Here is a 20281-nt window from a genome sequence, read left to right as displayed (position 1 = left end):
ACCCGACACTCGTACGCTGAACCTTCACTGGGGCCTCCCACATCTGTGGCTCTACGGCCAGGACCCAATTCCTGACCGCAACCCACGTTCACATGTGAGCGAGGCCCCAGCCCCCTATACCGTCTAGCGTCGCGACGCGAAGAAGACCGCAGCCTTGCGAATCGATTCCTCGACCGGCTCGGGCGACCACCCGAGTTCGCGTTCGGCCTTGCCGTGGTCCAGCGGTGACATCAGTTCGGCCATCAGGATTCCCGCGTGCGCGAAGGGCAGGTCGCGGCGCAGCAGCCAGGCCAGCCCGTCGTTGACGCGCGCGCCCGCGCGCAGCACCGGCATCGGGATCCCGATACGCGGTGGGCGGCGGCCCACGGCCGTCGCGGCGATCGTGTTCACCTCGCGCACACTCAGGTACTTGTCCGAGACGATGTAGCGCTCTCCGCTGCGACCCCGTTCGGCGGCCAAAATCATTGCCCTGGCGGCATCTTCGATGCCCACCACCTCGGCGGAGTACCCGAGGTAGAACGGGAAGCGACCCCTCGCCACCATCGCGAGCATGGAGCCGTGTGGGGTCGGCGCCCAGTCGCCGGGCCCGTAGGTGGTCGAAATGCACATCGCCACCGCGGGCAGCCCCTTGTCGCGCGCGTACGACAGCACCAGGTTCTCACCCGCCAGGCGTGCCTCGATGTAGGCGCCCCCCTGGTCCCAGTTGTGCGGATCCTCCTCCGTCACCGGCCTGCTGTCGCTGATCGCCAGCGTGCCCGTCGTGCTGGTGTAGACGAATTTCTTCAGGCCCGCGTCAACCGCGGCATCCAGCACGTGGCGCAGGCCCTCGACGTTGGTGCGGAACAACGGCGCCGGGTCGCGCAGCCACATCCGGGCGTCGACCACGCAGTAGTAGACGACGTCGCAGCCTGCCATCGCCGCCCGCAGGGCCGCGTCGTCGAACACGTCTCCGTAGCATCGCTCGACCGCAAGGTCGTCGATGCCCTTGGTAGAGCTGGTGCGGCGCAACATGACTCGCACATCGGCTCCCCCGCCGACAAGCTGACGGGTGACGTGCGATCCGAGGAATCCGCTGGCCCCGATCACCAGTTTCCTGGCGCCCACTAGCGGTCGATCCACGCCATCTGCGCCTCGGCGTGGTGGCCGCCGACGGGTGGGGTGAGCCGGTCGAGCCTGGCCAGCTGCTCGGCGGTGAGCTCCACGGCGTCGGCCCCGGCGTTCTCCTCCAGCCGGGCGACGCGCTTGGTCCCGGGAATGGGCACGACGTCGTCGCCTTTGGCGAGCAACCATGCCAAGGCGACCTGGGCCGGGGTGGCGCCGATCTCCGAGCTGATGTCCCGCAGCTCGTCCGCGCTCCGAAGATTGTGCTGAAAGTTCTCGTCGAAGAACCGGGGGTTGGTCTTGCGATAGTCGGTGTCGGGCAGCCCGGCGGTCGAGCGGATCGCGCCGGTCAGGAAGCCCCGGCCCAGCGGCGAGTACGCGACGAACCCGATGCCCAGCTCCCGCAGCACGGCCAGGACGCCCTCTTCCGGATCCCGCGTCCACAGCGAATACTCCGATTGCACCGCGGTGATCGGATGCACGGCGTGGGCGAGGCGGATGGTGTTCACGCCGACCTCCGAGAGACCGATATGGCGGACCTTCCCCGCGGCGACCAGCTCCGCCAGGGCACCAACGGTTTCCTCGATCGGGGTCTGGCGGTCGAGTCGATGTTGGTAATAGAGGTCGATGTGGTCGGTGCGCAGCCTGCGCAGCGAACCCTCTACGGCCGTGCGGATATTGGCGGGGCTGCTGTCGAGGCCATCCCGGCCGGTGTGCGATATCAGGCCGAATTTCGTCGCCAGCACCACCCGGTCCCGCCGGCCCTCCAGCGCGCGGGCGAGAAGCTCTTCGTTGGCGTAGGGTCCGTACACCTCGGCGGTGTCGATCAGGGTGACCCCAAGGTCGATCGCGCGATGAACGGTGCGGATCGATTCGGCGTCGTCGGTGCCGGCCCCGGCGTAGGCGACCGACATCCCCATCGCGCCGAGGCCGATGCGACCGACCTCCAGATCGCCGAGGCGAGCGACTTTCATGGGGGTCCTTTCCAGCGGGTCATGTCGAGTGGGCCATGTCGTGTGGGTCATTGTGCGCCGTGCGACTTCGGGGCCCGCGGCGGGTACCGTTGCGGCGTGTACCGCGATCGTGTTTCCGCCGCCTGATGGCCGAGGCCGATACCACGCAGCCCGTCCGCAACCTGGCGGTCGATTTCTACCGCGCGTCCGGGGTGGTCCTCATCGTGCTGGGCCACTGGCTGGCCGGTTCCGTGACCTACCACGACGGACGGTTCGGCCGCGAGAATCCGCTCCTCGACATGCCGTGGACGCAGTGGCTGACCTGGATCTTTCAGGCGGTTCCAGTCTTCTTTTTCGTCGCCGGCTACGCCGGCGCCGTGTCGTGGACGCATCGGCGCGACGCGGACGGCTTCTCGCGCCAGGCGTGGATCCGGCACCGGCTGGCGCGGGTACTGGGCCCGACCTCGGTTTACGTCGCGCTGCTGTCGGCTGTCGTGGCGGTCCTGCAGGCCACCGGCGTCGGCGGTGACGTGCTCGAATATGCGGGCTGGGCCGTGGCCATGCACCTGTGGTTCCTCGCGGTCTACGTTCTGGTGGTGTCGCTGACCCCGGTTGCCATTGCGGCGCACAGCCGTTGGGGTCTGGCGGTGCCCGCCGCGCTGGCCGCGGGCGTGGTGGCCGTCGACGCGGCCTCGCTGGCCGGGCACGTGCCCTACATCGGCTGGATGAATTACCTGCTGTGCTGGGGGCTGTTGTATCAGCTCGGGATCGCGTGGCGGGAAGGGCTGCTGGGCGGCCGTCGGCCCATCGTGCTGGCCATCGGGTCGGCCATCGCGCTCGGGCTGCTCATCGGGATCGGACCCTATCCGGTCAGCATGATCGGCGTTCCGGGCCAGCCCATCGAGAACACGACGCCGCCAACGGTGGCGATGCTGGCGTACGCGTGCGCACAGGTCGGCATCGCGGTGGGGCTCGCCCCGGCGCTCGACCGCGCGCTGCGCCCGCGTCTCGTGCGGCGGGTGCTCGCCACGGCCAACACAAACGTCATGGCCCTGTACCTATGGCACATGGTGCCGGTCGTCATCGTCGCGATCGTGGCCTACCCCGCGGGGCTGATTCCCCAGCCCCCCGAGGGGTCGGTGGCCTGGTGGCTGGCCCGGCTCGAGTGGATTGCGATCCTCAGCCTGGTGACGGCGCTCGAGATGGTCCTGCTCTGGTGGCTGCGGCGGCTATCGGCCGCCCCGCTGCCCACCTTCGGCATCCCGGTCGGCGAGCGATCGGCCGAGGTGCTCATGTTCGCGGGCGCGCTGCTCTCGGCCGCCGGACTGCACTGGCTGGCCCAGGGCGGCTTCGCGCCGGACGGCCGTTTCACGTGGCCGACGATCGTGGTCTTCGCCGCCGGGGTCCTGCTCGTGGCGCTGCGACCGAGGAACCTCGGTCGCGCCGTCCGGCAGGAGGCCATCGAGTCCCGCGGTGCCGGCCACCTCACTTCCGGTCCGCCCGACTGACAAGCCCCGCCAATCGACTTACGGCCCCTTGACAAGGGCCGTACTGCCCTGGTCAGGAGCGCTCAACGGTGGAAAACTTCTGACCAGTTCGGCGGCCTCCGGGCCACCGGGCGAACGGAGACAATGTCGCTGAGGCAACGTCGCCAAGACAACGTCGCTAAGGGAGTACACCGATGTTAAACAGCCTTCCGGTCCACACCAGCGAAATCCCTGAACAACGGGCGCACGACGCCCAGCTTCTGAAGGAATCGGGTGTGCACAAGCTCGTCGTGGCGGACCGCGACGGCAACTGCTTGGCGTTCGTATTGGCTTGGGACAGCTTCGAATACGACCCCGAGACGGACACCTACGTCTGCATCGTCGACCGGGACGGCAGAGAGCTCATGACCCTGTACACCGCCGGTGAGATCAAGACAGCCCCCGGAGAGAACAGGTATGTCGTCACCGCGCCGGACGGCGCGAACGGAAGGCGTTACCGGCCCTGCTGAGTCGGCCTCCGGCCGACGAACCAGGCGATCGCGCGACCGCTTGCCCCGAGAAGCCGGCACCGCGTCGGCCAGGTGGTCGACCTGGCCGAGACGGGTGACAAGGCATGGAACATGGGTCCATCGAATCCTCAGTTCGCGATGGCGCGCATCGTCTGCGCCGCCTCGTGGGGGGCACCCACGATGGCAGAGCTTGTTCCGAGTTGAACTCGTAGTAGCGGTGAAGATGGGCTCGACCGGCGTCGATGGAGCCCGGCCTGAAGCCGCGGACTCTGCGCGCGGCCCGCTGCCAACGCCGCGCGTAACCGGTCGGCCTGGCAATCGCCATCTGCCGAGACACCGACGATCTGAACGGGTAGTCGACGAGCAACTCAGGCGGGTCCCGGAGATGGTCGGCTACGAGGTCAACGAACGCCTCAAACATAGATCGCTCGGGCCCACGGTCGGCTGATCAATTCCGCCCGGCGCGCGGCGCGTTGACGCGTCATTCGCCTTGGGCGACTGGGTATGGTGGCCATCGTCGCCGCGGTGCCGGGGGTGTATCCGCGCGGGATCTTGACATCCAGATGTTTATGGTAGACCGTTCGTACGGTTAGTTATGCGCGAAGGAATGTGATGCCCAGATCGCCGGGTAGACGAAGCGAGATCCTGGACGCGTTCGTCCGCTATGTCGCCGAACGAGGTTACGAGAGAACGAATATCGGCGACATCGCCGATGAGCTCGGTATGTCGAAGGGCACCATCGTCCACCACTTCGGGACCAAGGCGCAGATGCTGCGGGAGCTCGAGGAAACCCACCTGGTGCGCCAGCTGGACGTGCTGCGGATGGTGTGGGATCGCCTGGGGGCGCCGCACGAACGCGTCGCCGCGATCATCTATGCGTCGGCGCTGCTCCAGGTGATCGCGCGCAACGCGACGGTCGCCAGCCAGCGCGAGGTGGTCCAGCTGTTCGACGATCCGGCGATGCAACAGGTCCGGGAGTTGCGCCACGAGCTGCAGACCCTGGCCGTCGACGAGATTCGCAGCGGCATAGACATCGGCGTGTTCCGCTCGGTCGACGTCGAATTGGCGGCGCTGCAACTGTGGGGATCGCTGGAGTGGATGTGGGTGTGGTTCGACCCCTCCGATTCGCGCACACCCGAACAGGTCGGGGCCGCTTTCGTCGACGTGTTCCTCGGCGGGTTACTGCTCGACCGCTTCGGGCTCGGCAGGTGGGCGGACCCGAACACCGAGATCCTGCCGGTGGTGCGCGAATGCCTTGCCACCGTGACCGCTCCGGCCGACTGATCTGACGACGTAAATCCGTCCCGGAAACGGGAATTCGCCGCGCCGGGGCCGCTTGCCGAGCGGGCCTCTTGCCGCAAATCAGCTTTGTCGTCAACGCATTTCGATCACCGTACGGGCGGACGGCCAGAAGCCGGCCAGGCCGCATACCCCAATTTTCCGGAGGCTGGCAGCTCGGGTCGCCGACGCGAGCCCGCCATGGCAAAACCCTTAATTCACACAAGGTTCAGGACTGACCGCCCATTTCTGCCCGAAAGCGTCCCATACCGTGGCAGCGGCCGCTATTCTGCTTCCTTGACTGCACGTACGGTCGAATGCAATAGTGACCTCGTGGCGCGAACGAGAGCGGCACGGCGTCAAAGGGCAGGCACCGAAAACTGCCGCCGGTTGGGAGGATCTCGTGCTCGGGCTGCAGGGCCAACGATCGTCGATCCTTCGCGCCGAGCACCAAAGCCGTTGTAGCGGAACGCTTCTCGGGATGCCAGATATCCGCGACTGGGCGCGCCTCCCCGCTACGCGATCGGTGGCACCGCTGTCATGCCGCGGCGGTGGGCGGTTCGGGCGGGCGCGCCGATGACCCCCTCGAAGATGCTCGTCGGCAGGATGGGCGACCGGATACGGCCGGGGACGGAAGTCGCCGGCGGATTCTTCCGCATGTGCGTGCTGACCGGCAAAGCCCTGACGAAGCCGTTCGAATGGCGTGAATTCATCTGGACCGGCTGGTTTCTGATGCGGGTGTCGCTGCTCCCGACGATCGCCGTGTCCATCCCGGAGACGGTGCTGCTGATCTTCACGCTCAACCTCCTGCTGGCCGAGATCGGCGCCGCCGACGTCTCCGGCGCCGGCGCCGCGATCGGAGCGGTCACCCAGCTCGGCCCGATCGTGACGGTGCTGGTGGTCGCCGGCGCCGGGGGCACCGCCATTTGCGCCGATCTCGGCGCACGCACGATCCGCGAGGAGATCGATGCGCTCGAGGTGCTCGGCATCGACCCGATCCACCGGCTCGTGGTCCCGCGTGTGGTCGCCTCCACGATCGTCGCGGTGCTGCTCAACGGGCTGGTGGTGGCGGTCGGTCTGGGTGGCGGCTACCTGTTCAGCGTGTACTTGCAGAACGTTTCGAGCGGCGCCTACCTCTCGACGCTCACCGCGCTCACGGGCCTGCCCGAGGTGGTGATCGCGTTCATCAAGGCGGCCACGTTCGGGCTGATCGCCGGGCTGGTCGGATGCTACCGAGGGCTGATCGTCCGCGGCGGCTCCAAAGGCCTGGGCACCGCCGTCAACGAAACGGTGGTGCTCTGCTTCATCGCCCTGTTCGCGGTCAACGCAGCGCTGACCACCATCGGCGTCCGCTTCGGAACGGGGCGCTGACGTGACCGCAGTCGCATCGCCGCCCGGGCTCCGTGTCCGCTTCCCCCGCGCCGCCGCCGCCCTCAGCCGATATAGGGAAGCACCCGTCAACCTCATGGTCGAGATCGGACAGATGGTCTGGTTCGCGATCACCGCGGTCGGGCAGATTCCGTTCGCCCTCACCCATTACCGCAAAGAACTGCTGCGGATGGTCGCCCAGATGGGGATGGGCACCGGCGCGATGGCCGTGGTGGGCGGCACCGCCGCCATCGTCGGGTTCATCACCCTGTCCGCCGGCTCACTTGTCGCGATCCAGGGCTACGCGACGCTGGGCAACATCGGCGTCGAGGCATTCACCGGGTTCCTGGCCGCCCTGGTCAATGTGCGCTTCGTGGCGCCCGTGGCCGCCGGGCAGGCGCTCGCCGCCACGGTTGGCGCCGGCGCCACCGCCGAACTGGGCGCCATGCGCATCAGCGAGGAGATCGACGCGCTCGAGGTGATGAGTATCCGGTCGGTCGCCTACCTGGCATCCACCCGCGTGGTGGCGGGTCTGATCGTCATCATCCCGCTCTATGCGCTGGCAATCACCCTGGCTTTCGTCTCCCAGCAAGTCACGACGGTCTTCTTCTACGGCCAGTCCGCCGGCACGTACAACCACTACTTCCACACGTTCTTGCGCCTCAACGACGTCGGCTGGTCGTTCGCGGAGGTCATCCTCGTGGCGGTCGTCGTGATGACCACGCACTGCTACTACGGGTACACCGCCAGCGGCGGCCCGGTCGTTGTCGGCGAGGCGGTCGGCCGGTCGATGCGGCTTTCGTTGGTCACCATCGTCGTCGTCGTCGTGCTGACCGCCATGGCGGTCTACGGCAAGAGCCCGAACTTCAACCTCACGGTGTAGCCGTCATGACCACCCCCGCCAAAATCAATCCGCCGCGCATACCGCCGTACAAGACCGCGGCCGCCGTGTTCCTGGTGGTCGCCTTGGTGGCATTGGCGTTCTTGTGGCTGCAGTTTCGGGGCAAGCTCGCACCGAAGACACCGCTGACGATGGACGCCCCGCGGGCCGGTCTGGTGATGGACCCGGGCTCGAAAGTCACCTACAACGGGGTGGAGATCGGCCGGGTGGCCAGCATTTCGGAGATCCAGCGCGACGGCACGCCCGCGGCCCGGTTCGTCCTGGACGTCGAGCCGAAGTACATCAGTCTGATTCCGGCGAACGTGAACGCCAACATCAAGGCGACCACCGTTTTCGGCAACAAGTACGTCTCCCTCACATCGCCGAAAGACCCTACGCCGCAACGCATCACCCCTCAGCACGTGATCGACGCGAGGTCGGTGACCACGGAGTTCAACACGCTGTTCGAGACCATCACGACGCTGACGGAGAAGGTGGATCCGGTCAAGGTCAACCTGACGCTCGCCGCGGCCGCCCAGGCATTGACCGGGCTGGGCGACAAGTTCGGGCAGGCGATCGTCAACGGCAACGCGATCCTCGACGACATCAACCCGCAGATGCCGCAGATCCGGCATGACATCCGGCAGCTCGCGGCCCTGGGCGACACCTACGCCAATGCCGCGCCGGAGCTGTTGGACTCCCTGAACCACGCGGTCGTCACGGCGCGCACGCTGCACCGGCAGGAGGCCGAACTGGACGCGGCGCTGCTGGCCGCCACCGGGCTGGGCAACACCGGCGAAGACATCTTCGCCCGCGGCGGCCCGTACCTGCAGCGGGGGGCGGCCGACCTCGTGCCCACCGCCGGACTGCTCGACACCTACAGCCCCGAGATCTTCTGCACCATCCGCAATTACTACGACGAGGAACCCGCGGCCTACGCGACCACGGGCGGCGGGAACGGCTACGCGCTGAGAACCATGACAGAGCTGACGTCGGGGCTGGGAGGCATCCTCACGCTTCCCGGCCTGGCCGGCACCGTGCTCACCCAGGGGCTCCTGGGCCTCGCCGGACTGGTGGGCGGGGCGCCGAATCCCTATGTGTATCCGGACAATCTGCCTAAAGTGAACGCCCGCGGCGGCCCCGGCGGCGCGCCCGGCTGCTGGCAGGCGATCAACCACGACCTGTGGCCCGCGCCCGAATTGGTGCTGGACACCGGCGCCAGCCTCGCACCGTACAACCACCTGGACACCGGCTCGCCGTACGCCATCGAGTACGTGTGGGGCCGCCAAGTCGGGGACAACACGATCAACCCATGACAGCGATGAACCCATGAAGCAGACCCGCTCCGCCATCAAACTCGGCATCGTCTCGTTCGTTCTGCTGCTCATCACCGTGTCCATCGTCGTGGTGTTCGCCCAGGTGCGCTTCAACAGCACCAACGGCTACTCCGCGGAGTTCAACAACGCCACCGGTTTGCGCGACGGCGAGTTCGTCCGCGCCTCCGGCGTGGAGGTCGGCAAGGTCAAAAAGGTGCGGCTGATCGAAGGCGGCAGGAAGGTACAGGTCGACTTCGTCGTCGACCGCTCGATACCGCTCTACGAGTCGACCACGGCGCAGATCCGCTACCTCAACCTGTTCGCCGACCGCTTCCTCGAGCTCAAGCGCGGCGAGGGTGAGGGCGCCGACCGGGTCCTGCCACCGGGCGGATTGATCCCGTTGTCCCGGACGTCGCCGGCGCTCGATCTCGACGCCCTGATCGGCGGTTTCAAGCCCCTCTTCCGCGCGTTGGACCCGGAGAAGGTCAACACCATCGCGTCGTCGATCATCACCGTGTTTCAGGGTCAGGGCGGCACGATCAACGACATCCTCGATCAAACGGCGCAGGTGACCGCGCACATCGCCGACCGGGACCAGGCGATCGGCGAGGTCGTGAAGAACCTGAACGTGGTGCTGGACACCACGGTTCGGCATCGCAAGGAGTTCGACCAGACGGTCGACAACTTCGAGCGACTGATCACCGGGCTGCAGAACCACGCCGACCCGCTGGCCGCGGGCGTCGCCAACATCAGCAACGCGGCGGGAACGGTCGCCGACCTGCTGGCGGAGAACCGCGCGCTGCTGCACAAGGAGATCAATTACCTTCAGGCGCTCCAGCAACCGCTCGTCGACCAGCGTGATCAGCTCGGCGATCTCATCCACAAGACACCGACCGCGCTCAACCTCATCGGCCGCAGCATCGGCCTCTACGGGGACTGGGTGAACTTCTACCTGTGCGACCTGTCGATCAGGTGGAACGGGCTGCAGGCCGGCGGCCCGGTGCGCACGGTCAAGATCTGGCAGCAGCCGACGGGCAGGTGCACGCCGCAGTGAGGGTACTCAACGAATTCAACCGCGGCCGTGTGGGTCTCATGGGCATCACCGTTCTGGTGATCGTCGTCCTCGTCGGGCAGAGCTTCACGAGCATCCCGATGATGTTCGCCAGTCCCGTCTACTACGGCCAATTCACCGACACCGGTCAGCTCAACAAGGGCGACAAGGTGCGCATCTCCGGGGTGAATGTCGGCAAGGTGGAGGGGTTCGACATCGACGGCGACCATGTCGTCATCAAGTTCAACATCGGTAGCAACACCGTCGGCACCGAGAGCCGGCTCGCGATCAAGACCGACACCATCCTGGGCAAGAAGGTGCTCGAGATCGAACCGCGCGGGTCCCAGGTCCTGCGGCCGGGGGGCGTGTTGCCGCTCGGACAGAGCACCACCCCCTATCAGCTCTACGACGCGAACTTCGACATCACGCGGGCCGCCGCCGGCTGGGACATCGACACCGTCAAGCGGTCACTGAACGTCTTGTCGCAGACCATCGACCAGACCTACCCGCACCTGAGCGCCACCCTGGACGGTTTGGCCAAGTTCTCCGACACCATCGGCAAACGCGACGACCAGATCAAGCACCTGCTCGCTCAGGCTCACCAGGTGGCCAGTGTGCTCGGCGACCGGAGCGAACAGATCGACCGGTTGCTGGTCAACGCGAAGACGCTGCTGGTCGCCTTCAACGAACGTAAGGGCGCCATTGACGCTCTGCTGCAGAACATTTCCGCTTTCTCGACCCAGGTCCAGGGCTTCATCAACGACAATCCCAACCTGAATGCGGCGCTGGAGCAGCTCCGTGCCATCAGCGACGTGCTGGTGGCACGCAAAGACGACCTAGCCCAAACGCTCACGTATGTCAGCCAATTCGCCGCATCGCTGGGAGAATCGGTGGCGTCGGGACCGTACTTCAAGATCGTCCTGTCCAACCTGCTGCCGTACTGGATGTTGCAGCCGTTCGTCGACGCCGCCTTCAAGAAGCGCGGGATCGACCCCGAGGACTTCTGGCGCAGCGCCGGCCTGCCCGCGTTCCGTTGGCCCGATCCCAACGGCACGCGCTTCCCGAACGGCGCCCCGCCGCCCGCACCTCCGGTGCTGGAAGGCACCCCGGATCATCCCGGGCCTGCGGTCCCGCCGGGAACCGCGTGTTCCTACACGCCGCCGCGCGACGCGCTGCCGCGGCCGTGGAATCCGTTGCCATGCGCGGGCGTCGACGTCGGCCCCTTCGGGGGGAACTTTCCAGCGCCGGTCGACGTGCAGACGTCGCCGCCGAACCCGAACGGCCTCCCGCCGACCGCGGGCATCCCGATCGCGGGGCGGCCGGGCGAGCCTCCTCCCGACGTCCCCGGCACACCGGTTCCGCTGCCCACCCAGGCCCCGCCGGGCGCGCGCACCGAGAACCTGCAACCCGCCGGTCCCCCGCCGCCGCCGTCGACGTTCGCGCCCGGTCTTCCCCCCGGCCCGCCCGCGCCGCCGGGGCCCGGCCAGCAGCTACCGGCTCCATTCATCAATCCCGGCGGCACGGGCGGCAGCGGCGTGACGGGAGGTAACCAGAATTGAGCGGCTTCTTCGATCTCCGTAGGTTGCGGTCGCGCAACGTGATCGGCGCACTGGCAGTGGCGCTTGCCATCGTCGCGGCATACGTCGGGTTCCGGCTCTACGACAAGATGACGACCAACACCGTGGTCGCATACTTCCCCCAGGCGAACGCGCTCTACCCCGGGGACAAGGTGCAGATCATGGGCGTTCGCGTCGGTGCGGTCGACAAGATCGAGCCGGCCGGCGACAAGATGAAGGTGACTTTCCACTACAGCAACAAGTACAAGGTGCCCGCCAACGCGTCCGCCGTGATCGTCAACCCAACGCTGGTGGCATCGCGCAACATTCAGTTGGAGCCACCCTACAAGGGCGGCCCCGTGCTGGCCGACAACGCGGTGATCCCCCTGGAGCGCACCCAGGTGCCGACGGAGTGGGACCAGCTGCGCGCGAGCGTCGCCAACGTGATCGACAAGCTCGGCCCGACAGCCGAGCAACCGAAGGGTCCCTTCGGTGAGGCCATCGAGAGTTTCGCGGATGGACTGGCGGGTAAGGGCAAACAGATCAACACCACGCTGGACAGCCTGTCGCGGTCGTTGACGGCACTGAACGAGGGGCGCGGCGACTTCTTCGCGGTGGTGCACAGCCTGGCGTTGTTCGTCAACGCCTTGCACAAGGACGATCAGCAGTTCCTCGCGTTGAACAAGAACCTGGCCCAATTCACCGACAGCCTCGCGGGATCCGATCAGGACCTCGCGAACGCGCTTCAGCGGTTCGACGGCCTCCTTTCCACGCTGCGCCCGTTCCTGGACAAGAACCGCGAAGTGTTCACCCACGACATCGGCAACCTCGCCGATGTCACCACCACCCTGGTGCAACCCGACCCGCTCAACGGGCTGGAGACGGCCCTGCACGTCCTGCCCACGCTGGAGACGAACCTGAGCCAGATCTACCACCCGTCGCACGGCGCGGTCATGTCCATCCCGGCGATACCGAACTTCGCGAACCCAATGCAGTTCGTGTGCAGCATGATTCAGGCGGGCAGCCGGCTGGGCTATCAGGAATCCGCCGAACTGTGCGCGCAATATCTTTCGCCGATCCTCGACGCGATCAAGTTCAACTACCTGCCGTTCGGGCTGAACCTGTTCAGCACGGCCGAGACGCTGCCCAAGGAAGTCGCCTACTCCGAGCCCCGGCTGCAGCCGCCGAACGGGTACAAGGACACCACGGTTCCGGGAATCTGGGTGCCCGACACCCCCCTGTCGCATCGCAACACCCAGCCCGGCTGGGTTGCGGCGCCGGGCATGCAGGGCACCCAGGTTGGTCCGATCACGGCGGGCCTGATGACGCCCGATTCGCTGGCAGAACTGATGGGCGGTGCGGACGCCGCTCCCCCGCCCCCCCCTCTTCAGACCCCGCCGGGACCCCCGAACGCGTACGACGAGAAACCGGTGTTGCCCCCGATCGGCCTGCAGGCGCCGCCGATACCGCCGCCGGCACCGGGACCGGGCGTCATCCCGGGACCCGTGGCGCCCACGCCTGCGGCGGCGGCCGCGGCCGCCGCCGTCACCCCCGCGGGACCGGGCTCATGAGAAACGTTGTGCGCCACTGTGCCATTCGGACTCGACGCTGGACCTGCCGGGGGTTGGCGCTCCTCTGCGCGGCCGTCGCCCTGACCTCGTGCGCAAGCTGGCGCGGGATCGCCAACGTTCCGATGCCCGGAGGGCCGGGCAGCGGACCCGGCTCCTACATCATCTACGTGCAGATGCCCGACACGCTCGCCCTGAACGACAACAGCCGGGTGCGGGTGGCGGATGTCTTCGTCGGCACGGTGCGCGCGATCAATCTCAAGAACTGGGTGGCGACGCTGACGCTGCGGGTGGATGGAAACGTCAAACTGCCCAAGAACGCCACCGCCAAGATCGGGCAGACCAGCCTGCTGGGCTCGCAGCACATCGAGCTCGCCGCGCCCCCCGACCCGTCACCGGAGCTGCTGAAGAACGGCGACACCATCCCGCTGAAGAACGCGTCGACCTATCCGACCACCGAGCAGACACTCGCCGGTCTCGCCCTGATCCTGCGCGGCGGCGGGATTCCGAACCTCGAGGTGTTGCAGAACGAGATCTACAACATCGTGAACGGGCGGGGTGACCAGATCCGCGCTTTCCTCGGCAAGCTGGACACCTTCACCGCACGGCTCAACGAGCAACGCGATGACATCACCCGGGCCATCGATTCCACCAATCGGCTACTTGCATACGTGGGCCCCCGCTCGGACGTCCTGGACCGGGTCCTCACCGAATTCCCGCCGCTACTCAAGCATTTCGCCGACAAGCAGAAGCTACTGATCGACGCCGTCGACGCGACGGGACGGCTCAGCGGCGTCGCGGACCGATACCTGTCCGCCTCTCGCGGCGACATCCACTCCGACCTGCTGTCGTTGCAGTGCCCCCTGCGGGAACTGGGTCGCGCCTCGCCCTATCTGATCCGCGCGCTGAAGCTGATCCTCGTGCGGCCCTTCGACATCGACGCCGTGCCCAAAGCCTTCCGCGGTGACTACTTCAACCTGTCGCTCACACTGGACCTGACTCTGAGCGCCGTCGACAACGCGGTCCTGACGGGCACCGGCTTCTCCGGAGCGCTCAGGGCGCTGGAGCAATCGTGGGGCCGCGACCCCGAAACGATGATTCCCGACGTCCGGTACACGCCGAACCCGAACGACGCCCCGGGCGGCCCGCTGGTGGAGAGGGCGGACAGAAATTGCTGACTCCCTTCATCAAGCGGCAGTTGATGCTGTTCACCGTCATCAGTCTGGTCACCGCGGTCGTGCTCGGTGGGTATTACCTGCGCATACCCAGCGCCATGGGAATCGGCCAATACACCTTGAAGGCGGACCTGCCGGCGTCGGGCGGTCTCTACGAGACGGCCAACGTGGCCTACCGCGGCCAAACCATCGGCACCGTCACCGATGTCGAGCCCACCGAGACCGGCGCGAGGGTCACGATGAGCATCGCCAACCGCTACAAGATCCCCGTTGACGCAACGGCAAACGTGCATTCGGTCTCGGCGGTCGGTGAGCAGTACCTGGACCTGGTGTCGGTGGGCAATCCGGGCAAGTACTTCGCGCCCGGCCAAACCATCACCAAGGGCACCGTGCCCACCGACATCGGGCCGGCGCTGGACGCCGCCAACCGGGGCCTCGCGGCGCTCCCCAAGGAGAAGATCGCGTCGCTGCTCGACGAAACCGCACAAGCCGTCGGCGGCTTGGGCCCCGCGCTGCAGCGGCTGGTCGACGCGACGCAGGCGATCGCCGGCGACTTCAAGACCAACATCACCGACGTCAACGACATCGTCCAGAACGCCGGGCCGATCATCGACAGCCAGGTCAATTCAGGCGACTCGATCGAGCGCTGGTCACACAACCTGGACGTGCTGGCGGCCCAGAGCGCCGACAACGACCAGCACGTGCGAAGCATCTTGACCCAAGCACCGCCGACCGCCGATCAGGTCAACGCCGTGTTCGGCGACGTCCGCGAATCGCTGCCGCAGACGCTGGCGAATCTCGAGATCGTGCTGGACCTGCTCAAGCGCTACCACAAGGGCGTCGAACAGCTCCTCGTCGCCTACCCGCAGGGCGCCGCCGAAGGCCAAACGGTGACAACGCCTTTCCCGGGCTACGCCTCGCTCGGCACGCATCTGACCATCAATCAGCCGCCGCCGTGCCTGACTGGCTTCCTGCCGGCGCCCCAGTGGCGGTCCCCGGCGGACACCAGCCTGGCGCCGATGCCGTCCGGGACGTACTGCAAGATCCCGCAGGACACCCCGGCCAACGACGTGCGCGGGGCCCGCAACCTCCCCTGCGTCGACGTCCCCGGGAAACGCGCCGCGACGCCGCGGGAGTGCCGCGACCCCAAACCCTATGTCCCCGATGGCACCAACCCCTGGTACGGCGATCCCAACCAGATCCTGACCTGTCCGGCCCCCGCGGCGCGCTGCGACCAGCCGGTGAAGCCCGGCATGGTGATCCCGGCACCCTCGGTCGACAACGGCATGAACCCGGCGCCCTCGGATCGGGTGGCGGGGACGCCGCCGCCCGTCAGCGACCCGCTGTCGCGGCCGGGATCGGGCACCGTCGAATGCAATGGGCAGCAGCCAAACCCGTGCGTCTACCGGCCCAGTGCGCCTCCCGGCGCGATCTACAGCCCACAGAGCGGGGAACTGGTCGGTCCCGACGGCGTCAGGTACGGGGTCGAGAACTCGACCAAGACGGGCGACGACGGGTGGAAGGACATGCTCGCCCCCTCCGGCTGACGTCGATGCCGGTGCGGATCATATTGCACGACAGCGATATTCGTCTTGCCGGCAGCCATCCGGCCGCCGACGTGACGCCCGTGCGAGACACCGCAGAAACGTTGACACTGACCGCACGTACAGTCATATACTGAGGGCGGCGACATCGAAGCGCCAACGATCGGAGCGATATGCGGGATGCGATTGGTTTGGGCCAACTCCGGAGCAACGCGTGCGCGTACCTGGAACGCGTCGCCGCCGGGGAGTCGATCGATGTCGTGCGCCGCGGCAAGCTGGTGGCGCGGATCGTGTCGGTCGGCGACTGGCGGATGGCGCCCATCCCGGCGCGATCCGTCAAGACGGCGCCGGACGCCGGATGGGTCGGGCTGGACGACCTGCGAACGCGCGCGGGCCGCTGCTTCGACCGGGTTGCCTCCGGTGAGACCATCTATGTCGTCCGCGACGGCAAATTGCTGGCGCGGATCGTGTCGGTGGGTGACGCGGGAACGCCGGCGGCCCCGTCCGACGGCGGCGGGCGCATCGAGTTGGACGAGTTGCGGAAGCGCGCCGGACGCTACTTCGACACGGTGGCGTCCGGCCAGACGATCGAGGTCACTCGGGGCGGCGAACTGGTCGCCCGGATCGTGTCCGCCGGCACCGCGCCCCGCGTCGTGAATGGCTAGCGTCCCGCGCGGCGTTCCCACGGTCGCCGTCACATCAGCCGGATCGCCGCCTATCCACTGTGACGTGTCGTTGGTCCGCGCAAACCTCGCGGCGTTACCGTTTTGAGGAAGCATTCGCACACAAGGTCGGGAGGCCGGATGAGGACCTATCAAACCGTGGTCGTCGGCACCGACGGCTCGGAGTCGTCGCTGCGCGCGGTCGACAGGGCCGCCGAGATCGCCGCCGATTCGGACGCGAAGCTGATCATCGCGACGGGTTACGTTCCGCGCAAGGAAGATTCGCGTACTGACGACATCCTCGGAGAGGAGGCCTACAAAGTGCACGGCAACGCACCGATCTATGCGATCCTGCGCGATGCTCACGAACGCGCCAGGGCGGCCGGGGCCAAGAACATCGAGGAACGGCCCATCGAGGACGCCCCGGTCCATGCGCTGGTGGAACTCGCCGAGAAGGAAAACGCCGACCTGCTCGTCGTCGGCAACGTGGGACTCGACGCGCGATCCGCGCTGGTGGGGCGGGTGTTCTCGGTCCCCGGAAGCATTGCCAGCAAGGCCGAGATCGACGTCCTTATCGTTCACACCCGCGGCTGACCGGGGACGGGCCGACCGTGGGATCGGCCACATTGCAGTTTTGCGCGCACCGGTTGGGGTAGTTGAGCCGGGAATCTCTCGGAAGGCTGACCGTGCGCGCTACTTTTCCCTGGCATCCACACGCCGATCGATCTCGGCGGGCCTGGTTGCCCTGCCCCAACTGCGGTTGGGGTCACAACAGGTGCGAAGAGTGCCGAAGCACTCGCAACTGTGGCGCCCATTGGCAATACCTGCTGAGCAATCAGGCGACGCGGGTGAAGCTGCAGTGCCCCGGGTGCGCCACCATCTGGTCCACCGACACCCGCACCGGCTGACCTGCGGCGGCCGACCGTCGCGGCGCCGTCAATCCGACGGCGGGCGGGCGACGATCACGGGTATCCGGACCGAGTGCAGGACCGCGTTGCTGACCGAGCCGAGCAGCATGCCGGTGAGACCACCCCGGCCGTGACTCCCCACGACCAGAAGCTGAGCGGTCTTCGCCGCGTCGATGAGGTGCCTCGCCGGCCGATCACGCACGACCACGCGGTGCACCGTGACGTCCGGGTAGCGTTGCCGCCAGCCCGCCAGCGCTTCGGCGAGGCTGCGCTGCGACTCCTCCTCGACGGTTGCCCAGTCCAGGGCCGGAACCTCGCTGACCGTGACATCGCTCCAGGCGTGCAAGGCGACGAGATCGACCCCGCGCCGGGAGGCTTCGTCGAACGCCAGCCCCGTCGCGCGCTCGGAGACCGTGGAGCCGTCGATTCCCACCAGGACCGGAGCGTTCCGCTGGTCCGGCAGGTCCTCGTCATGAATCACCGCGACCGGGCACCGGGCGTTCCGCGCCACGGTGGAACTCACCGAACCGAGGACACCGCGAGCGAGCAATCCCCGTCCGGCGGTGCCCATGACGATCATGTCGGCGTGTTCGGACATCTCGACCAGGGCCAGAGCCGGGTTCGAGTAGACCAGCTCTCTGCTGATGTCGACCTGGTTGTCGGCCGGCATCGCGTCCTGCGCGGCCTTCATGGCGTGCATGATGGCCTTCTTGCCCTCGTCTTCCAACCGCAGCGCCAAAGACTCCGGGTACGCAACCGGTGGCCAACTCGCGGTGGGGGTCGCGACCGCGTGGACGACGGTCAATTCAACGTGTCTCAGCACCGCTTCGTAGGCGGCCCACTGGGCGGCGACGTCGGACGCCGGCGATCCGTCGACCGCCACCACGATGCCGCGATGCTTAGCCTCTACCGACATTTTCCTTCTCCCTCCATCGCCAGGGCCGACGCTATAAGAGAGAGGGCTGCTCGGTCGTGAGGCTTTAGTCCTCAAACCGGCGGGACGGAGGACCGTTGGCGCCAAGCGTCGGAACCTGTTGTCGCCGTGCGCCCTCGTCTTCCGCGCCGGCACGACCGTGGCCATGGAACGGTCACCTCCCGGTCACCGGCCGGTCGAGCGTTGTTCACGCTAGACGGACGGTTTGGCGTTGCGCCGGAACCGATTACGGCGACGCGGTGGCGTGGTGACCGGGACACATTGCGCGGCAGACGAAGACCCGTACAGGATGGTACTGGACAACGCCTTGATGGCGACAACACAAGCGCCCCAGAGATATTGGCGAGGTTCCCGGGAGGGCGGCGGCCGCCCGCGATCAGGCGCAGGCCGGCGCGGTCACGAAATCGATGAGCTCCTCCACCCGGCCGATCAGTTCGGGCTCCAGGTCATTCCAGTCGCGCACCCGCGAGCGGATGTGGCGCCACGCCGCGGCGATGTCCCGCTGACTGGCGTGCGGGAGGCCGAGCGCCTGACACGCGCCGCGTTTCCACTCGACGTGCCGGGGCACCTGCGGCCAGGCGGGCAGGCCGAGCCGCTGTGGCTTCACGGCCTGCCAGATGTCGACGTAGGGATGGCCGACGACGAGGGTGTGGGAACCGCCCGGTCCTCGGCGTACCGCTTCGGCGATCCGCGCCTCTTTCGATCCCGCGACGAGGTGGTCGACCAGCACGCCCAACCGGCGGCCCGGCCCAGGGGCGAATCCGGCGACGATGTCGACGAGATCGTCGACCCCGCCGAGATGCTCGACGACCACACCCTCGATGCGCAAATCCTCGCCCCACACCTGCGCGATGAGTTCGGCGTCGTGGCGGCCCTCCACGTAGATCCGGCCGGCCCGCGCGACCCGCGCTCGCACGCCCGGCACCGCGACCGACCCCGACGCCGTCCGGACAGCGGCGGGGGGTCCCGCGCGGCGGGGCGCGGTGAGGATCACCGGGCGGCCCTCCAGCAGATACCCAGGGCCGAGGGGAAAGCCGCGCCTCCGGCCGTGCCGGTCCTCGAGTTCGAGTCGACCGTATTCCACGCGCACCACCGCGCCGACGTATCCGGTCTCGACATCCTCGACGACCATGCCCATTTCCACCGGCTGCTCCGTGGAGCGAGGCTTGCGCCGGCCCGCGGCGAGGACATCCGTTCCGTAGCGATCCACGCGGCAATACTAGGAAGCGTTGCGGCCGAACCGCGTTACGGCACGCCACCCGCGGGGACTTGGGCCACCGGCGGCGCGGCGGTTGCGCGGCAACGATTTCAAGAAACCGCTGGTAAGGGCGTGGCGTTCACCGGTCGGTGACCTCGCCGCTGCTATCTTGTGATCTGCGGTAACGCTGACCCGCAGCGTGGCGGTGAGCGAGGTGGAAGATGGACCTTTCCCAATGGGTTTCCAGCATAGTCGCCTTTGTGCGGGCGGGTTACCCCGCCGGCATGCCGACGACCGGTTACCTCCCGGCGGCGGCGCTGCTGCCCCGGCGGATGTCGAACGACCAAATCGACTCTGTGGCAAGAGAATTGGTGCTGCGCCGACGTCGCCCGATCACCAACGCCGATGTCGGCGTGGAGATCACCCGTGTCACCGACGCGATGCCGTCGCCGGAGGACATCGCGCGAGTGCAACGGCACGTCGACGCAACCGGCTGCAGGCGCGGATAGGTTCCACTCAGGTCGACGGCTTCACCGGGCCGCCGCACGCCGCCAGGTACGCCTGGTAATCCCAACTTTTCAGAAACTCCCGGCCCGCCTCGAGTCCGCGCTCATACAGCGCCTCGCGCTGCTCATCGGTGATGCCGAAGTCGATCGGGCTGACCTCGTCGGCGGGCACGAAGATGGTGCGGCGCACAGTGCAGGGATCGTCGATGTAGGCGTTGTCCTGATTGCTCACCAGCGTCTCGATTGCCGCCAGCCCCAGCGAAACCGGCCCGTGCACCGGGTGGGTG

18 protein-coding genes and 1 pseudogene are annotated in these 20281 nt (G+C 67.5%); 14 read left to right on the top strand and 5 right to left on the bottom strand.

The window, feature by feature from the left end; all coding sequences use genetic code 11:
• Positions 1 to 123: 123 nt before the first annotated feature.
• Together GPY60_RS23885 and GPY60_RS23880 are read right to left on the bottom strand one after the other, a co-directional pair.
• Positions 124 to 1104, bottom strand: a complete 981-nt coding sequence (locus tag GPY60_RS23885; protein ID WP_156690176.1) for an NAD-dependent epimerase/dehydratase family protein — start codon at positions 1102 to 1104, stop codon at positions 124 to 126.
• Positions 1104 to 2075, bottom strand: a complete 972-nt coding sequence (locus tag GPY60_RS23880; protein WP_156690174.1) for an aldo/keto reductase — start codon at positions 2073 to 2075, stop codon at positions 1104 to 1106. The genes GPY60_RS23885 and GPY60_RS23880 overlap by 1 nt, the downstream gene beginning before the upstream one ends.
• Positions 2076 to 2200: 125 nt before the next feature.
• On the opposite strand from GPY60_RS23880, the gene GPY60_RS23875 reads away from it, so the two are divergent.
• From GPY60_RS23875 to GPY60_RS23815, 13 genes are all read left to right on the top strand, one after another.
• Positions 2201 to 3562: an acyltransferase family protein gene (locus GPY60_RS23875; protein ID WP_156690173.1), complete on the top strand. Its 1362-nt coding sequence runs from the start codon at positions 2201 to 2203 to the stop codon at positions 3560 to 3562.
• A gap of 254 nt (positions 3563 to 3816) precedes the next feature.
• Positions 3817 to 4050 (top strand): hypothetical protein, encoded by a 234-nt coding sequence (locus GPY60_RS23870; protein ID WP_231639806.1) that lies wholly within the window; start codon positions 3817 to 3819, stop codon positions 4048 to 4050.
• Between the two features lie 612 nt (positions 4051 to 4662).
• Entirely contained in the window at positions 4663 to 5334 is a 672-nt protein-coding gene (locus tag GPY60_RS23865) for a TetR/AcrR family transcriptional regulator (protein WP_156690171.1), read from the top strand.
• Positions 5335 to 5904: 570 nt separating this feature from the next.
• Positions 5905 to 6699, top strand: coding sequence for an MlaE family ABC transporter permease (locus GPY60_RS23860; protein WP_156690170.1), 795 nt, complete (start codon positions 5905 to 5907; stop codon positions 6697 to 6699).
• A gap of 1 nt (position 6700) precedes the next feature.
• Positions 6701 to 7579, top strand: a complete 879-nt coding sequence (locus GPY60_RS23855; RefSeq protein WP_156690169.1) for an ABC transporter permease — start codon at positions 6701 to 6703, stop codon at positions 7577 to 7579.
• A gap of 5 nt (positions 7580 to 7584) precedes the next feature.
• Entirely contained in the window at positions 7585 to 8892 is a 1308-nt protein-coding gene (locus tag GPY60_RS23850) for an MCE family protein (protein ID WP_156690168.1), read from the top strand.
• A 13-nt stretch (positions 8893 to 8905) separates the two neighbouring features.
• A complete protein-coding gene (locus GPY60_RS23845) occupies positions 8906 to 9946 on the top strand; it encodes a virulence factor Mce family protein (protein WP_156690167.1) in 1041 nt (346 codons plus the stop codon).
• Positions 9947 to 9984: 38 nt separating this feature from the next.
• Positions 9985 to 11502 (top strand): MCE family protein, encoded by a 1518-nt coding sequence (locus GPY60_RS23840; protein ID WP_156690175.1) that lies wholly within the window; start codon positions 9985 to 9987, stop codon positions 11500 to 11502.
• On the top strand, positions 11499 to 13070 hold the full coding sequence (locus tag GPY60_RS23835) for a virulence factor Mce family protein (RefSeq protein WP_156690166.1): 1572 nt from the start codon (positions 11499 to 11501) through the stop codon (positions 13068 to 13070). Before GPY60_RS23840 ends, GPY60_RS23835 begins: the two co-directional genes overlap by 4 nt.
• Positions 13067 to 14245 (top strand): virulence factor Mce family protein, encoded by a 1179-nt coding sequence (locus GPY60_RS23830; RefSeq protein ID WP_156690165.1) that lies wholly within the window; start codon positions 13067 to 13069, stop codon positions 14243 to 14245. The genes GPY60_RS23835 and GPY60_RS23830 overlap by 4 nt, the downstream gene beginning before the upstream one ends.
• Complete coding sequence (locus GPY60_RS23825; protein ID WP_156690164.1) at positions 14239 to 15789, top strand: virulence factor Mce family protein; 1551 nt, start codon at positions 14239 to 14241, stop codon at positions 15787 to 15789. Before GPY60_RS23830 ends, GPY60_RS23825 begins: the two co-directional genes overlap by 7 nt.
• Positions 15790 to 15959: 170 nt before the next feature.
• Positions 15960 to 16451, top strand: coding sequence for a type II toxin-antitoxin system Phd/YefM family antitoxin (locus GPY60_RS23820; protein WP_156690163.1), 492 nt, complete (start codon positions 15960 to 15962; stop codon positions 16449 to 16451).
• A 138-nt stretch (positions 16452 to 16589) separates the two neighbouring features.
• Positions 16590 to 17042 (top strand): universal stress protein, encoded by a 453-nt coding sequence (locus tag GPY60_RS23815; RefSeq protein WP_156690162.1) that lies wholly within the window; start codon positions 16590 to 16592, stop codon positions 17040 to 17042.
• Between the two features lie 342 nt (positions 17043 to 17384).
• On the opposite strand, the gene GPY60_RS23810 is transcribed toward GPY60_RS23815, so the two are convergent.
• Both GPY60_RS23810 and GPY60_RS23805 read right to left on the bottom strand, forming a co-directional pair.
• Positions 17385 to 18272, bottom strand: coding sequence for a universal stress protein (locus GPY60_RS23810; RefSeq protein ID WP_156690161.1), 888 nt, complete (start codon positions 18270 to 18272; stop codon positions 17385 to 17387).
• A gap of 394 nt (positions 18273 to 18666) precedes the next feature.
• Positions 18667 to 19500 (bottom strand): DUF3097 domain-containing protein, encoded by an 834-nt coding sequence (locus GPY60_RS23805; RefSeq protein WP_156690160.1) that lies wholly within the window; start codon positions 19498 to 19500, stop codon positions 18667 to 18669.
• Positions 19501 to 19709: 209 nt separating this feature from the next.
• Here GPY60_RS23805 and GPY60_RS23800 point away from each other — a divergent pair, with 209 nt between their 5' ends.
• Complete coding sequence (locus GPY60_RS23800) at positions 19710 to 19997, top strand: DUF3349 domain-containing protein (protein ID WP_156690159.1); 288 nt, start codon at positions 19710 to 19712, stop codon at positions 19995 to 19997.
• 7 nt (positions 19998 to 20004) lie between these two features.
• Here GPY60_RS23800 and GPY60_RS23795 read toward each other — a convergent pair.
• Positions 20005 to 20281 (bottom strand): annotated as a pseudogene (locus tag GPY60_RS23795) (patatin-like phospholipase family protein); the annotation flags it as partial.

This window comes from Mycobacterium sp. Marseille-P9652, assembly GCF_902652685.1.
GTDB lineage: Bacteria > Actinomycetota > Actinomycetes > Mycobacteriales > Mycobacteriaceae > Mycobacterium.
Note: the sequence above shows the minus strand (reverse complement) of the source record. Positions and strands in the feature narration are given on the sequence as shown.

What these genes read in the sequence shown, in the direction of transcription:
- GPY60_RS23880 (WP_156690174.1), bottom strand. Translation starts at nt 2,075, where the DNA reads ATGAAAGTCGCTCGCCTCGGCGATCTGGAGGTCGGTCGCATCGGCCTC.
- GPY60_RS23875 (WP_156690173.1), top strand. Translation starts at nt 2,201, where the DNA reads ATGGCCGAGGCCGATACCACGCAGCCCGTCCGCAACCTGGCGGTCGAT.
- GPY60_RS23865 (WP_156690171.1), top strand. Translation starts at nt 4,663, where the DNA reads ATGCCCAGATCGCCGGGTAGACGAAGCGAGATCCTGGACGCGTTCGTC.
- GPY60_RS23860 (WP_156690170.1), top strand. Translation starts at nt 5,905, where the DNA reads ATGACCCCCTCGAAGATGCTCGTCGGCAGGATGGGCGACCGGATACGG.
- GPY60_RS23850 (WP_156690168.1), top strand. Translation starts at nt 7,585, where the DNA reads ATGACCACCCCCGCCAAAATCAATCCGCCGCGCATACCGCCGTACAAG.
- GPY60_RS23845 (WP_156690167.1), top strand. Translation starts at nt 8,906, where the DNA reads ATGAAGCAGACCCGCTCCGCCATCAAACTCGGCATCGTCTCGTTCGTT.
- GPY60_RS23840 (WP_156690175.1), top strand. Translation starts at nt 9,985, where the DNA reads ATGGGCATCACCGTTCTGGTGATCGTCGTCCTCGTCGGGCAGAGCTTC.
- GPY60_RS23830 (WP_156690165.1), top strand. Translation starts at nt 13,067, where the DNA reads ATGAGAAACGTTGTGCGCCACTGTGCCATTCGGACTCGACGCTGGACC.
- GPY60_RS23820 (WP_156690163.1), top strand. Translation starts at nt 15,960, where the DNA reads ATGCGGGATGCGATTGGTTTGGGCCAACTCCGGAGCAACGCGTGCGCG.
- GPY60_RS23815 (WP_156690162.1), top strand. Translation starts at nt 16,590, where the DNA reads ATGAGGACCTATCAAACCGTGGTCGTCGGCACCGACGGCTCGGAGTCG.
- GPY60_RS23810 (WP_156690161.1), bottom strand. Translation starts at nt 18,272, where the DNA reads ATGTCGGTAGAGGCTAAGCATCGCGGCATCGTGGTGGCGGTCGACGGA.
- GPY60_RS23800 (WP_156690159.1), top strand. Translation starts at nt 19,710, where the DNA reads ATGGACCTTTCCCAATGGGTTTCCAGCATAGTCGCCTTTGTGCGGGCG.